Source organism: Halobacillus sp. A1 (genome assembly GCF_024189295.1).
Lineage (GTDB): Bacteria > Bacillota > Bacilli > Bacillales > Halobacillaceae > Halobacillus_A.
In genome coordinates, this window is the sequence record NZ_JAIZEN010000023.1 from 27,959 (window position 1) to 41,813 (window position 13,855).

Annotated in this window: 20 protein-coding genes; 10 read left to right on the forward strand and 10 right to left on the reverse strand. The window is 43.3% G+C overall.

Going from position 1 to position 13,855, the window contains the following annotated elements; all coding sequences use genetic code 11:
• The first annotated feature begins 281 nt into the window (after positions 1-281).
• Together LF817_RS17200 and LF817_RS17205 are read left to right on the forward strand one after the other, a co-directional pair.
• On the forward strand, positions 282-470 hold the full coding sequence (locus tag LF817_RS17200) for a hypothetical protein (protein ID WP_253937046.1): 189 nt from the start codon (positions 282-284) through the stop codon (positions 468-470).
• A 29-nt stretch (positions 471-499) separates the two neighbouring features.
• Complete coding sequence (locus tag LF817_RS17205) at positions 500-1,102, forward strand: LURP-one-related family protein (protein WP_253937047.1); 603 nt, start codon at positions 500-502, stop codon at positions 1,100-1,102.
• A gap of 29 nt (positions 1,103-1,131) precedes the next feature.
• On the opposite strand, the gene LF817_RS17210 is transcribed toward LF817_RS17205, so the two are convergent.
• From LF817_RS17210 to LF817_RS17230, 5 genes are all read right to left on the reverse strand, one after another.
• Entirely contained in the window at positions 1,132-1,782 is a 651-nt protein-coding gene (locus LF817_RS17210) for a YdeI/OmpD-associated family protein (RefSeq protein ID WP_253937048.1), read from the reverse strand.
• 86 nt (positions 1,783-1,868) lie between these two features.
• Positions 1,869-2,570, reverse strand: coding sequence for a hypothetical protein (locus LF817_RS17215; RefSeq protein ID WP_253937049.1), 702 nt, complete (start codon positions 2,568-2,570; stop codon positions 1,869-1,871).
• 1 nt (position 2,571) lies between these two features.
• On the reverse strand, positions 2,572-3,444 hold the full coding sequence (locus LF817_RS17220) for an ATP-binding cassette domain-containing protein (protein ID WP_253937050.1): 873 nt from the start codon (positions 3,442-3,444) through the stop codon (positions 2,572-2,574).
• Positions 3,441-3,818, reverse strand: coding sequence for a GntR family transcriptional regulator (locus tag LF817_RS17225; protein WP_253937067.1), 378 nt, complete (start codon positions 3,816-3,818; stop codon positions 3,441-3,443). The genes LF817_RS17220 and LF817_RS17225 overlap by 4 nt, the downstream gene beginning before the upstream one ends.
• A 266-nt stretch (positions 3,819-4,084) precedes the next feature.
• Positions 4,085-4,993, reverse strand: coding sequence for a methyl-accepting chemotaxis protein (locus LF817_RS17230; protein ID WP_253937051.1), 909 nt, complete (start codon positions 4,991-4,993; stop codon positions 4,085-4,087).
• Between the two features lie 447 nt (positions 4,994-5,440).
• Here LF817_RS17230 and LF817_RS17235 point away from each other — a divergent pair, with 447 nt between their 5' ends.
• On the forward strand, positions 5,441-5,863 hold the full coding sequence (locus LF817_RS17235; protein ID WP_253937052.1) for an RDD family protein: 423 nt from the start codon (positions 5,441-5,443) through the stop codon (positions 5,861-5,863).
• On the opposite strand, the gene LF817_RS17240 is transcribed toward LF817_RS17235, so the two are convergent.
• The gene (locus LF817_RS17240) at positions 5,860-6,594 is read right to left on the reverse strand and encodes a MerR family transcriptional regulator (RefSeq protein WP_253937053.1); all 735 of its coding nucleotides are present in this window, start codon (positions 6,592-6,594) and stop codon (positions 5,860-5,862) included. The two genes, LF817_RS17235 and LF817_RS17240, sit on opposite strands and share 4 nt — an antisense overlap.
• A 106-nt stretch (positions 6,595-6,700) precedes the next feature.
• Here LF817_RS17240 and LF817_RS17245 point away from each other — a divergent pair, with 106 nt between their 5' ends.
• Positions 6,701-7,243 (forward strand): hypothetical protein, encoded by a 543-nt coding sequence (locus tag LF817_RS17245; RefSeq protein ID WP_253937054.1) that lies wholly within the window; start codon positions 6,701-6,703, stop codon positions 7,241-7,243.
• An 18-nt stretch (positions 7,244-7,261) separates the two neighbouring features.
• On the opposite strand, the gene LF817_RS17250 is transcribed toward LF817_RS17245, so the two are convergent.
• Genes LF817_RS17250 through LF817_RS17265 form a run of 4 tightly spaced genes read right to left on the reverse strand, consistent with a single transcriptional unit; the run spans position 7,262 to position 9,729 of the window.
• Positions 7,262-8,281, reverse strand: coding sequence for a TolB family protein (locus LF817_RS17250; protein ID WP_253937055.1), 1,020 nt, complete (start codon positions 8,279-8,281; stop codon positions 7,262-7,264).
• A gap of 4 nt (positions 8,282-8,285) precedes the next feature.
• On the reverse strand, positions 8,286-8,534 hold the full coding sequence (locus LF817_RS17255) for a hypothetical protein (protein ID WP_253937056.1): 249 nt from the start codon (positions 8,532-8,534) through the stop codon (positions 8,286-8,288).
• Between the two features lie 14 nt (positions 8,535-8,548).
• Entirely contained in the window at positions 8,549-9,409 is an 861-nt protein-coding gene (locus LF817_RS17260; protein WP_253937057.1) for a permease prefix domain 1-containing protein, read from the reverse strand.
• A complete protein-coding gene (locus LF817_RS17265) occupies positions 9,406-9,729 on the reverse strand; it encodes a PadR family transcriptional regulator (RefSeq protein WP_253937058.1) in 324 nt (107 codons plus the stop codon). The genes LF817_RS17260 and LF817_RS17265 overlap by 4 nt, the downstream gene beginning before the upstream one ends.
• A gap of 161 nt (positions 9,730-9,890) precedes the next feature.
• Here LF817_RS17265 and LF817_RS17270 point away from each other — a divergent pair, with 161 nt between their 5' ends.
• The 6 genes from LF817_RS17270 (at position 9,891) to LF817_RS17295 (ending at position 13,469) form a co-directional block, all read left to right on the forward strand.
• Positions 9,891-10,085: a hypothetical protein gene (locus LF817_RS17270; protein WP_253937059.1), complete on the forward strand. Its 195-nt coding sequence runs from the start codon at positions 9,891-9,893 to the stop codon at positions 10,083-10,085.
• A 48-nt stretch (positions 10,086-10,133) separates the two neighbouring features.
• Positions 10,134-10,559: a metallothiol transferase FosB gene (fosB, locus tag LF817_RS17275; RefSeq protein ID WP_253937060.1), complete on the forward strand. Its 426-nt coding sequence runs from the start codon at positions 10,134-10,136 to the stop codon at positions 10,557-10,559.
• 187 nt (positions 10,560-10,746) lie between these two features.
• Positions 10,747-11,097 carry an ArsR/SmtB family transcription factor gene (locus LF817_RS17280; RefSeq protein WP_253937061.1) on the forward strand — a complete coding sequence of 117 codons (351 nt, stop codon included), beginning with the start codon at positions 10,747-10,749 and terminating at the stop codon, positions 11,095-11,097.
• A 29-nt stretch (positions 11,098-11,126) separates the two neighbouring features.
• On the forward strand, positions 11,127-11,486 hold the full coding sequence (gene arsD / locus LF817_RS17285) for an arsenite efflux transporter metallochaperone ArsD (protein WP_253937062.1): 360 nt from the start codon (positions 11,127-11,129) through the stop codon (positions 11,484-11,486).
• 24 nt (positions 11,487-11,510) lie between these two features.
• Positions 11,511-11,783, forward strand: coding sequence for an iron-sulfur cluster assembly accessory protein (locus LF817_RS17290; RefSeq protein WP_253937063.1), 273 nt, complete (start codon positions 11,511-11,513; stop codon positions 11,781-11,783).
• Between the two features lie 42 nt (positions 11,784-11,825).
• Complete coding sequence (locus tag LF817_RS17295; RefSeq protein ID WP_253937064.1) at positions 11,826-13,469, forward strand: FAD-dependent oxidoreductase; 1,644 nt, start codon at positions 11,826-11,828, stop codon at positions 13,467-13,469.
• The last annotated feature ends 386 nt before the right edge of the window (positions 13,470-13,855 follow it).

A 13,855-nucleotide genomic window follows, 5' to 3' on the forward strand; every position in this document is an offset into this window, starting at 1 on the left:
GAGGTTTATGAAATAATTTACGGCTGCACTTATAAGAGGGAAGCTCGCCAGTTCCCCCATAGGAAAGCGAGTAGCTTCCTAACAACCCCTGACTGTCAACCTGGCAACGAATTCAGATTATCTCGAAATCAAGTCTTCCATTATCCTGCCCTATTGTTGAATAACTCACTGATCAATATCAATAACCACTAACATAGCCTATCAAAAAGGAAAATTTTGTTGGTGTCGTTGATGTTATGTTACGATGCAGGTAATCATTTGAAGCCTGAAGGGAGGAGCATATGTCGGTTAAAACGAGGTTGATCATTTCCATCGCTGCAGCGATTTTTCTAACGATTAATTGTTTCATAGCCTTCAGCCAGGATCAGACCCTCCAATGGTTATGGTTGGTGGTGGCGTTGTCCAGTCTATTGAACTGTGTCATTTATTATGTAAGATACAAAAATTACGAGCCTTCTTCTAATCAATAAATCACTTATTACGAAGGGGGAGTTAAGCCATGCAGGGTTTAGTTTCCATGCATCATTTTTACTTATGCCAGCACGTCGGATTTGGAAATCAATACGTTTATTATGACCAGGGAGGAACATCATTAGGAAAATGCGAAGGAAATCGTTATAAAAAGAAAACACTGCTCTCAAAAGTTTTCAACCTTCTTGGCTTCCACACGTTGCATAGTCATTTCTATAGTGTAGTTGAGGAAACAGGGGATGTTATCCTCTACATAGAAAAGGGAGAAGGGATTAAATCAGATTTTCAAACCTTCGATTCAGACAGGCACAGTCTACATACGTTTAAAAAAACCTTTCAATTAGATCAGCCTCAAGTTCACATCATGGATGAGCAAGGAAAAAAAGCTGGCGCCCTTAAAGGCGATTTGCAGGGATATGAGATAGAGTTAATAAATGAGCATAGGGATCCTATTATGAAGGTAAGTAAAAAAAGGTTACCGAGCAATGTTAAAGACTTATCATCTGCAGGCGATACATATGAAGTCACTATTAAAGAAGACGTTGATCCAAAAATGAGGTTATCTTTACTAGCTTTTCCTGTGTTTTATGATATTTTATTTTTTCGCGAAAATCATGTACCGGGAAGTTGATAGAACGAGAAAAATAGCCCATGAGAGGGCTATTTTTTATGTTGCCGATATAAATCAAGCGTTTTATATCCTTGCGATAAAACCTCAACCATCTGGTGGAATCGCTTCACCCGGGTCTTTTCCTGCTTTGCCGAGTAAATATGGCGAGCCCATTCCTTTTGGTAGCCTGGGGTCAGCTCGTTGTAAAAGTCGAGTTCCTGTGGATGATCAGCCAGCCAACGTTTGACGTCTGGTACATGTTTCTCATAATCCGCTGCTTTTTGGCTGGGAGCGCTGGTTTTATGCGCTCTCTTTTTTTCACGTTTGAACCCGATGACGGTGAACACGTCGTCCATACTGACGAGACGGGAAAACTTGATGTCGCTATCCCCCAGGTAGTAGTCTTTACGGATGTTCAACGCGGGAAAAATCTCGTCCCGGTGTATGAAGGTGTCGTACCGTTTATTGCCTTTTTTCGGATAAGCCAGAAACAGATAGCCTTTATTGGCAAGGGATTGTTCATTGATGATGCGTTCTGTATGGGCTGCCATTTCCTCTATGTTCTCTACGAAAATAAAAATCGCATCATGGTTGCTTTTGAGGTCAGTGGACTGTTCAGTAAAAAGGTGATAGTCGGCGGGCTGGTTCATCACTGCCAGGTTTTTGTATTGATAGAGCTTTAGTTTATCGACGATTGACATAAGGATAATCCCCTTCGTCATTGGATTTACTAGTTAAAATATAACATATTTACTAGCGGCGGAGATCCGCTAAGTTGTACTTCTGTTTACTTCACTTTAATTTCAATTCTTTTTGTAGATGCACGGATCATCCATAGAGAAATACCGCAAAGAAGGAGAGAACCGATGACCGAGAGATAAGTCGGAAATTCTTCCATAGATACATTTGTGAGTGTCTTCAATAAACCGTCCAGCTCGAATTCCCAAAGGTTATCTATTGTTATCACCAGTAAAAGCGCTATGAGAATATAAAGACAGCCTCCAATCCAGCCATATCTGTAGAATCCGGCTCCAATCAGCCAGCCGACGATATAGTATAGGAATACATTGAGAGTGAAAGCAGTCGCGAGGGCAAACCATGAAGCATCGTCACCAATGAACGAAGTCGGCTCTACCTCTGCGAACAGTTGGTGTATAAAGGAAAGGACACTGAACACGATCATTAATGTGATGGAAACGAAGAAGGCAGATAAGGCTGTTCCCGTGAAGTAATCTTTTCGAGTGACTCCCTGCCGCATAAAAAAGGTCAAAAATGCGAAAACAGAAAGGATTCCCATAACGAGCATATATATTTTAGCTGGCTCGACAGCAAAACTCAGGAAGTTCTGCTGAAGGACGTCAACATGCGCTAAGAAGATGTGCAGGGCTACATAAATTAATAGCACGGTAAAAGTGAACCAGAGTGAAGTTTTCATGAGAAACCAGTACGTATCCAGTGTTACTTTTCGAGCGTTGGTTGTAGTGGACATGCTATTCCTCCTCACTTGTTAAATGAATGAATAAATCTTGAAGAGACACGGAGCCAATGTCCAATCCTTTTTCCCTGGCTTCGTGCTGTTTTTCTAAAGTAATGTCTCCGTAGACCATGACAGATTTCGTTGCGCCAAGCTGTTGGCTGCTCAGTTTGGTCATCCCGTCTGTAAATCGGTCAACCTCTTCAGCACCACCTGTGACCGAAGCACCCTGCTCAATCAAATCACCGTAAGGTTCATGCAGCAGCAGTCGGCCTTTATGAATCATGACGACTTCTTCAAATAAATACTCCATTTCTGACACGAGGTGAGTCGATAAAATCATCGTCCGTGGATGTCTCTCCTGTTCCTTCATCACTTCTTGATAAAATATTTCCCGCGTAGGAGCGTCCATTCCTAAGTACGCTTCATCAAAAATCGTAATCGGAGAGCGGGAAGCGAGTCCGATGGTCACATTGAGAGATGACCTCATACCGCTTGAAAACTTTTTGATCGCTTTATCCATGGGAAGGTGGAAGCGTTTAGCCAGCTCCATTGCGTACTTCATGTCAAAATCCGCACGATAACGATCGGCGGCTTCAAATATTCCTTTGACATTTTCCGTTTCATCACTGTAGTCCACATCATAAATGAAATTCACCTGAGACATGATTTTTCTATTTTCAAAAGGTACCTCACCGCCAATTTTCACATCTCCTGAAGTCGGTTCTCGGTAGGAAGCTAACAAGGAAAGGAGAGTCGTTTTTCCGGCGCCGTTTCGACCGATCAGTCCATATATCTTCCCAGCTTCAAGGGAGCAGGTTACGTCCTCAAGAGCGGAAGTGCCTTTGAAATTCACAGTTACATTATTTAATTCGATATCCAACATCATGTCTCCTCACGTCCTTTAATATTTTTCATAAAGGCAGCCAGCTCTTTTTCTGTAATCCCTAATTTGTCGGCTTCCTGCATCATCGGCCATACATATTCGTCTACAAACGCGTCTTTCCGCTGCTGAACAAGCTTCTCCTTCGCTCCGTCCGCTACAAACATGCCAACCCCTCTTTTCTTATAAATGATTCCGTCATCTACGAGAAGATTCATCCCCTTCGCTACCGTGACGTGGTTGATTTTATAAAAATTAACCATCTGGGTCGTGGAGGGGACTTGATCCTGCTCTTTAAGCTGGTCGTTGACGATCTGGTCTTCGATGCGGTCCTTGATTTGCAGGAAAATTGGTTTTTTGTCATCAAATGGATTCAACAGGAATTCACCGCCTTCCTTTTCGTTATATGGTTATATAGTTATGTATATAACCATATAACGAAAAGGGTGAATCGTCAAGGCGGAAATGTGCGGATATAAAAAATTTCAAAAAGGACTTATCAACTTGATTCATTGATATGGAAAGGGAACTGCGTTCACTGATCGAGAAAGCAGAGTAGAGGAGCGGCAAAGGATGGAAAAGCCAGAGTTCTATTACTCAGCAAAACAAAAAAGATGCCCCATCATGGCGCACCTCTTTTTGTAGTTTAAATAATTTCCGATAACGTATCGGCTTCTTTTTTCAAAGCTTCCGCCGAAGTCAGTACATCATGATAGCCGCTGGAAGCTGTTTGGATCTTCTGCACTCCGTCTTTGACGTCTTTTTGTATATTCACAGTACCAGTAGAGATTTTAGTGATTTCAGAGGTGATATTTTCAATGCTGTGATTGACTTCCTGAATTGAGGCTTCCACTTGATTAGACAGTTTCCTTACTTCTTTGGCGACCACCTCGAATCCACGCCCATGCTCACCGGCTCTTGCCGCTTCAATCGCTGCATTCAATGAAAGCAGGTTCGTTTGCGAAGAGATAGCACGTATCGTTTTGACGACATGCTGGATTTCATCCGCTTTAGATTTCAAGCTTTCCAGGATTGCTGTATTTTCATTGGAGATCGCAGCTATTTGTTCTACCTTCCTGGTCAGGTGTTCATGATGTGCCATGCCTTCTTCAGCTTTTGTATTAAGCGTCTCCGACATTTGTTGGAGGTTGGATACGACTTCTGTGATATTCTTCTGACGATGTGTAATATTCGTGGCCACTTTAAGGACACCTGCGACTCGATGCTGCTCGTACACAGGCATGTATGTAGCTTCCAGCCAGACCTCTTGACCGAGAGCATCTTTTCTATTGATCTTATCCTGAAAGCTGCGTCCTCTTAGTAATGCACTCCAAAACGACTCATACTCCGGACTTTCAGAAAACTCCTGGAAACAGAACGCTTTATGATGAAGTCCTTCCATCTGCGCTGGATCTGTATAGTTCATAGTTTCCGCAAAGATTTTATTCACATAAGAGACTTTGCGATCTCTCCCGAATTGGATGATGGCTAGATTGTCATTAACGGCTTGAAACAGTAAATCGTGACGGACGTCTTCTGTCGTAAATGAATTCAAATGGTAACTCCCTTTCCAGTAGAAGGATGAAATCTCAGTATCTAGATAATTAATAAAAATGATACCCCATTGCGTAATGGATATCAATAGATTAGTAGGTAATTCCTAAGACTTAAGACTCTATTAACATGTATTCATTCTTTAAGGTTTCTTATGAAACATAATTTGGTAAGTATTCGTATGTAAGGGAAGAGCGAATTCCAGGGGGTTTTACTATATTCATTTTTACTATTCTATTTGGGTTATGTATTCTAGCTTTCCCTATCCAAGGGATTAAAGATTTCAAATATGAAAAAACAAGTCACAAAGTTATTCGGCTTATCTTCATTGGTTTAGCTCTTGTACTTATCACGGCAGGTGTTATTGACTTGGTGAATTTTATTAATAACCCGATGGATTACCGATAAGCAGAAGGAGACTGTCATATGTAGTAAGGAGGGAAACACTATGGAATACAAACCGTCCAGGGCAGGCTTTAAAAGACGTGCTGCCGCTTATTTCTTAGACTTTTTTATCATAAGTATCCCGGCAGCGATTATTTTATTTTTCGTGAGCGATGGGTTTTCGTTCGAATTTACTCAAGGCGTTTGGTGGAATTTAATTTACACCGTATATTTGACGATTCTTCCTGTATTGTGGGGAGGTTATATTATCGGTAAACGAATCATAAAAGTCAGAGTTGTTAAATTGAATCACAAGCGTCTCTCAGTATTTGATATGTTCGTCCGGGAATTCATTGGTAAGTTCGTGCTGGGATACGTGAGTCTTGGACTTACGGCCCTTATCAGTGCATGTATGGTAGCTTTCTTAAAGGATCGTCGCGCCATCCATGACTTTTTAGCAGGGACGTATGTTGAGCGGGGACACTAGTTTTTTTCGTAACAAAGAATTGCTTTCTCCAAAAAATCAAGAACGTCTGAAGGGATCGGGTACAAACCCATCTCTTTGGACGTCTCTTCTGATTTTCTCGCCTCCCAGAACCTCTGCTGTAATTGTTTATCCCCTTTAAAAAAATCCTCAGACAGTAACAGGCAGTCTTCCGCCAGCGTATGCGCCTCTTCGGAATCCGGGCGCGTCCCGCGTTGTATGCAAAACTGGGATCGTTTAATGATATTGATCCATTTCTTTGCAGAAGGGTCCTCCATTTTGGGGAGGTCTTCCTGTAGGATTTTCTGTTCGTCTTCGTTGAAGTAGTTCTCCCACCTGTTGGTGCCTGCCCGCTTATTATTTTCCCTGACGAGAGGCAGCAGCTGATTCCAATCTAAATCTCCTTCAAGCTTCAGGATGTTGCTTAATGAATGCGTCTGTTGAAGGGAGTACTGTAAGTCTTGAATTTTATTTTCCAGTTTTTCTTTATGTAAGGTTAGAATTTCTTCTATGGTGAGTTCGTTGATGATTTTTTGAATATCTTCTAATGACATGGATAAAGATTTTAAAAGCAAGATTTTTTCGAGTACAACCAATTCCCGGCTGGAGTAGAGTCTTCGGCCGTTTTCTTCTTTTTTGGCCGGGGTGACTAACCCGATCTGATCATAATAGCGTAGTGTGCGCACAGAAAGACCGAGCGTCTGTGATACTTCGCCTGAGGTGAAATAACTCAAGGTTGAATCCCTCCTGAAAAAAGTAGTTGCAGGTGACGCAGCGTAACCCTATATAGTGAGAATATCATAAGATTCATTAAAAATGAGCAGAAGGACGTGAACATGGGTGAATGTGATTGGATGGATGATCGTTGCAAGTGAAATCGGGTTCTGGGTCGTCATTGGGTTAGGTTTAGTTACGAGGTATATATTCAAACGAAATAAACTGGGGCTCTTTTTTCTAGCTTTGACTCCGTTGATCGATTTCATCTTGTTAGTCACCACGAGTGTAGACTTGTTTCGAGGAGCCACTGCCACGACCGCACATGCGATAGCCGCTGTGTATATCGGGGTCTCGATCGCATTCGGTAAAAGCATGATCGAGTGGGCAGACGTTCATTTTCAATATTATATTACGCGGCAGGGAGAGAAGCCGAAGAAGCGATCAGGTATGGACTATGCCGTCCATTACGTTAAAGGCTGGGGCCGCCATGTCCTGGCTTACGTCATCGGTGCAGGCTTTCTCGTTTTTCTCATCTATTTTGTGAATGATCCTTCTCGAACCGAGGCTTTAGAAGGAGTGTTGAAGCTTTGGAGTATCGTGTTAGGTATTGATTTCCTTATTGCCATTAGTAATTTTGTCTGGCCTGAGAAAACGAAGAGTGGGTGAAGCGACGCACACATCTCTTCACTCAGGAATTTCCACTATAATTTCCTTCCGTTCCTTTCCGTCCCCGCTGACTTTCCAATACTCATAATCGGGGTCCCTTCCGGCAAAGTTTCGGTCGACACTCACTAATAAGTCATTCCCATCAGGGTAGAAAACAGGTTCCGACACGTGTTCATGGAAGTTGGTGACCTGGACCACATCCTCACCCTCCGTGGTCATCGTAAAGACTTCATACTGAAATGTTCCATTATCTCTTGAATGAGCTACATCAGAAAAGGCAATCGTTTCTCCATCCGGTGCGTTGGAAGGAGAATTGATGATGGGAGCCTCTCCGGCACCTGATTCATATCCGGGCTCCGGCATGATCGTTTTTATTTTTTTGTTGTTCACATTTAACTGCTGGATGAGGTCTTCTCCGTTATAAAGAGAATATACCAGGTGATCGCCCTTCTTCGAGGTGGAAAGCGAAGATAAATTATAATTACCTTCGTTTGTCAGCTGTTCCGTTTCATATGTGCTTCTATTCATTTGGTATACGTCGTACCCATCTGGAATCACGCCGTCCCCATCCGGTTGATCCACGTACCCATCTGCTTTTACAAGATAGATAGATTTCCCGTCTGGACTGAATATGGCTTCTCGAATATAGTGATCTTGATCTTTCAACGGCTGGGACTGCTGTTTATCAAAGTCGTACATCATTAATTGACTGTAAGGCTTTCCTTCCACACGCCACTCTTTGATATAAAGCAGCTTGGAGTTGTCTGGAGAATAAGCGGGTCGCACGAAGGATTGACGCGTCTCTCTTTCTAAAAGCTGTTCAGCTTCTCCGCCGTCAGCTGCAGCCGTGTACAATGTCGCTTCCCCGTCTTCATAATGGGGAAAAGCTATTTCTTCTCCATCATTTGATAGAGCGGGAGAGCCGTCGAGTCCTTCACGCCCTTTTGGCCCTTCAGCAAACGTCCCCGTCCAATATAATAAGGTGGAAGCGGCAACTACAATCGAGAGAAATAAAATGTTTTTCATTTTCAGGGACATGTGATCACCCTTTCTCCATGTGGTCTTTAGTGAATATGTAGAAAACAAGGCCTACGAGTAGAAGCAGGACACCATAGACTCCAAGCTGCAGGAAGTAAAATAAACCGATCACCATAGCAGCTGCCCCAAGAGCGATCATGCCCCTTGCTAAATGGAGGACTGCTTCTTTTTTCTTGAAAAAGAGCAGGGCGGCGTGCAGCACCAAAAGGATTGTAAATACCGGCCAGCTCAGGAATTCGCTAAAAATATTCATACCATTGCCCCCCATTAAATAGCTGACAAAATAGCAAAAGGTGAAACTGAAGCAAAGACTAAGAAGCCGAAACCGACAGCAATGGCTCCCATCGGGTGCCGGTGGATAAGTTTCATTTGGAATTTAAAGAAAATCAGCCAGGCGATACTACTGGATAACGGAACCATTAATATCCAAGTGAAACCTGCAAATATCATGAATCCGTAGGTAAAAAATAAAGCGGCTGCACAAATCATGACGCCGAAAATGATGTTTACGACATAGCTGACCTTTATCATATTACGGGTTTGTTTCGTGGTGTTGGGATCTGAGGAGTAATAGGAATTTCTAATCACAAACAAGATGCACAAAAGAATGAGAAGGACCAGGTAGCCCCAGAAAAAGATGGCTTGTCTGCCGGGTATTTGTTCGGCGAGAATGCCGTTGAACCCGTTCCACATGGCAGCGATGAGCACGAGTACATTTAAAGACCAGTAATGGCGCCCCATAAAGGCAATGTTGATGGCTGATAACGTGATGGCACTGCCAATGCTCATTTGTACAAGCAGCCAGATCGGTTCGGCTTCTCCCAAGGCAAACGTCATACTGATGTAGAAAAGGGCTCCGAACACGAGCACCGCGATACCAATGATATAGAGCAGCGCGCGCTGGTAAGGGTAGAGCGATTCCTGAAGTCCGTTACCGATGAGGCCGGGATTCCCGAACTCTTTTATTGCCAAAAGTTCAGCTTTCTTTTCTGATGCGCCTTGTTTGATATGCTGCTGCTTCGCTTCTTCCAGGTGGGCCATCAGCTCATCTTTAATCTCCTGGCGTTCCTCAGGAGGACTTTGCATGTGATCCAGAATCTTTTTGACGTGCTTCTCCATCCGATTCATGACATATCCTCCGACGTTTTCATAATCATTTCGTTGACGCTCTTCCATTGAGACAGTTTCTGGTCCAGAACGGTAAGCCCTTCCTCTGTGATTTTGTAATATTTTCTTCGGCCGCTGGGCGTCTCGGTCCAATAGGAGGTCAGCCATTCTTTCTTTTCCAACCGCTTCAAAGCAGGATAGAGTGTTCCTTCACTCATGTTATACAGATTGTTACTTTGCTCTTTTAATTTTTTTACGATTTCATAGCCATACCTATCCTGCTTAGACAGAGAAGTGAGCATAAGAATATCAATGCTGCCTTTCATGATTTCTCGGTCCATAGTTTCACATCCTAACCATTATTTGCATCTATCATTGTATAACGATGTACAACGTATGACAAGGGTAATGGAATATTATGGTGAAAATAATTATAATTGAAACTTTCTTCGCTGGCCAAGCGTATTAATAGGCACAAAACCAATCAGGGAGGAGAACCCCTATGAGCGAATGGTGGAAAAGCAAAAAGGAAGTCTTGAGAAGGAAGAAGAGGGATGACGGCCGCTTCTATATTGTAGATTTCATGATTGAACTCCTGATTTATATTCCAGAGCTGCTGTTTCTCCCGATACGATTGATTATTCTTTTGGGGAGAGCTATACCAAAAGTGATTATTCATATTTTTGACCTGGTGTAATGTTGTGGTGAAGCTGATTTTGATGAACGACTGAGGAGGGGAGCGGTTATGTCTGTGAAAGGTTTGAACCATCTGCTGTTTTCCGTTTCTGATTTAGACACGTCTGTCCAATTTTACGAACAGGTATTTGAGGCGAAGCTTTTAGTCAAAGGGAAAACGACGGCTTACTTTGATGTAAACGGCCTCTGGCTTGCTTTGAATGAAGAAAAAGATATTCCGCGAAGCGACATCCATCACTCGTATACTCATACAGCTTTTTCTATAGATGAAAAAGATTACGTGGAGGTCTATGAAAGGTTAAGAAAGTTAAATGTACATATTCTTTCAGGACGTCCAAGAGTGGATGCGGATAAACGGTCGATTTATTTTACCGATCCGGACGGGCATAAGTTTGAATTTCATACCGGTTCTTTGCAGGATCGAATGGATTACTATAGAAGTGATAAACGTCATATGGAGTTTTTCGATGAATGAAGGGCTGAAGGGAAGGTGTTTAACGTGGGGAGCGCTCTAATCCAGGGGCGCTTTTTTATTTGTACCTATATTATCCTAGTGTAAATTTTGTGGATAACCATTGAATTATATAACCAAAGACTTATATAATGGATGGAGAAGAAACTGGTTCATAAATGATAGACCGCTTGTAAACGGAGGGGAAGCCATGACGGCAGTTACAGTAAAACAGGATACCGCTTCAACTGTACAGTGCATGAAAGCGATGAGCGATCCTACAAGGCTTTTAATTATGAAACTGGTGCAGAAGAAAGCGTACTGTGTATGCCAGTTTGTCGATATGTTTGAAATGAGTCAGCCTGCCATCAGCCAGCATTTACGCAAGTTGAAAATGGCTGGTCTGGTTCGAGAGGAAAGACGCGGGCAGTGGAGATTTTTCTCCATGAACGATGAGTTCGGTGCGCATGATCTCGTCTTATCCATACTTAATCAATTAGATGATGAAGATGAAACTTTACGAGCTATCCAATCGAAGGAGACAGCTGTTTCGTGTGATTGAGCTGCATCTTAAGGAAAGGAGCGTTTACTATGAAAAAAGTACAAATCTATGATCCGGCGATGTGCTGTCCGACAGGAGTGTGCGGCCCCGGGGTGGACCCTGATTTAACTCGCCTCGCTACAGTCCTTCATTCCCTTGAGAAGAAAGGATTTGTAGTGGAACGGTACAATCTGGCTAATGAGCCCGGAGCATTTACGGAAAACAAGGTCATAAATGATCTGCTGCATCAGTCAGGAACAGAAGCTTTGCCAGCGGTACTCGTTGATGGAAATATTGTGAAAGAAGGACAATACCCAACGAATGAAGAATTTGCGGAATGGTTTGAAATAGAGGCTTCCGCTTTGGAAGAGAAGAAGCCGGAAACTCCATTGAATTTTACAAAATTATAAAGATAAGACGGAGGAGAAATGAACATGAACATTACGGAAGAAGCGAAAAATGTATTGACGGAAGCTATGAATGAACAGAAGGCAGAAAATATTCGTTTTTATTTTGCTGGACAAGGGTGCTGCGGGCCGCAAATGGGATTGTCTATGGATGCCCCGGAGGAATCCGATCAGGTAGAAACGATTAATGATATTCAAGTAGCAATGGATGCACGTGTTGTGGATATGGTCAAAGAGGTTACACTGGACCATCAGGACGGCGGTTTAGTACTGGCTGGTTTACCTGAACAGAACTGTTAATGTATATACACTTTTAAGACATCAAGGCTGGAGGCTCACACAATGAAAATTCTCATAATCGGTTCAGTAGCTGCTGGAACTTCGGTGGCTGCAAAAGCCCGCAGGAATGATGAAGAGGCAGAGATCACGTTGTACAATGCAGATTACGATATTTCCTATTCAATCTGCGGCATCCCGTATTTCCTGGGCGGGGAAGTTGAAGATCTAAACACTCTCACTCCTCGGAACGCTGCGTGGTTTAAAAAGCGGTACAATGTAGATATCTTTACCCGTCATAAAGTGACGAATATTGATCACGAACATAAAAAGGTGACGGTAGAAAACCTGGACACCGGAGACAGGAAAGAAGAAAGCTACGATAAACTCGTGCTGGCCACCGGTGCTGAACCACTGACACCACCGATTCCAGGTGTCGATCTTGATCACGTCTTCCACGTACGGACCATTCAACATGCAGCGGCTATTCATGATTACATGGAAAGCAGCCAGCCTAAGAAAGCTGTCATTGTCGGGGCTGGTTTTATCGGCCTTGAGATGGCAGAGCAGCTTAAACGTAAAGGGTTGGACGTCACACTCGTGCAAATGAGTGATCAAGTGATGCCGCATCTCGATAAAGATATTGCGGCCCGCGTGGAAAAAGAGCTGAAGGCTCAGAATGTGGAGCTGTTCCTGAATGAGGCAGCGAGTGAAATTACAGAGCACAGTGTCAAAACTCAGTCAGGAAAAGAAATAGAGGCCGATATCGTATGTTTGGCCATCGGTGTACGTCCGAACACTCAGATAGCTAAAGACGCAGGAGTGGAAACTGGATCAACCGGAGCTATTGCTGTAAATGCAAAAATGCAAACGAATCTCCCTGATGTTTATGCCGTCGGTGACGTCGCTGAAAGCTTCTCCCTTATTACGGAACAGCCGATTTACCGCCCGTTAGGTTCGACAGCGAATAAGATGGGACGAATCGCAGGAGACGTTATGACGGGAGGAGAGCTTGAGCACCGGGGTATTTTAGGTACAGGCATCCTGCGTGTATTTCAATTGGATGTCGGCCAAACGGGATTAAGTGAGAAAGAGGCTTTGGATCACGGATACGACGTAGAAGTATTACACAATATCAAACCTGCCAGCGCGGATTATTTAGGCGGCAGAGAAATGATCATTAAAGCGATAGCTGACCGCAGGACTGGCCGCGTATTAGGTGTACAGGCAGTCGGGCAGCATGGGGTGGATAAGCGAATCGATGTTTTTGCTACGGCTATGACCTTCAAAGCAAAAGCGGAGGATTTGTTTCACTTAGATTTAGCTTATGCCCCGCCATTCAGTACCACAAAGGACCCTGTCATGTATACGGGGATGGCTCTTCATAACGCTATAATGAAGAAAAACAAACTGATGACTCCTGGACAGCTGGTCGAACGAATCGAACGAGGGGAAAACCTTCAGATCATCGATACCCGATCGCCTAAACAGCATGAAAAGTCCAATGTAACTGGAGCAGTGAACATACCTTTAGGTGAGCTGCGGGAGAAAGCGGATCAATTCCAGAGCGATCTGCCTACCGTTACGTATTGCAACAAAGGGGTAACGGGAAACGCCGCTCAAAATGTGCTGCAAAATAAAGGGTTCAAAGAAGTGTATAACTTGTCGGGCGGTAATAAAAATTACCAAGAATATCTCGCTTCGAAATAAATGAAAACACAGAAAACAATTTGTTTTTCTGTGTTTTTTTATGTGTTGACTATGTTAAAGTTCCGTGTTGCTCTTCATATAAGCTCCCTTTAGTTAAAGACTCAGTTTCGAGATATTCGCGCTGTTTCCGTTACGTTTGATAGCGTTTGGAGGTCCGGGAAATCACTCGCTTTCCGTGGGAGCGCGGTAAGCCTCCTCGGACGTTCCGTCCTGCGGGGTCTCACCAAGCACTCTTTTCCCACAGGAGTCTCGCAATTTCCCCATAGCCGTCAAGCTAAGCTAAACGATTTTGTTTTCCCTTCTCTAAACGTTATCCTTCTAGAAGAAATTTCTAAGGAAGGATGATTTTATGGTTTTCGATAAACAAATCAAAGCGATGTCCCAAG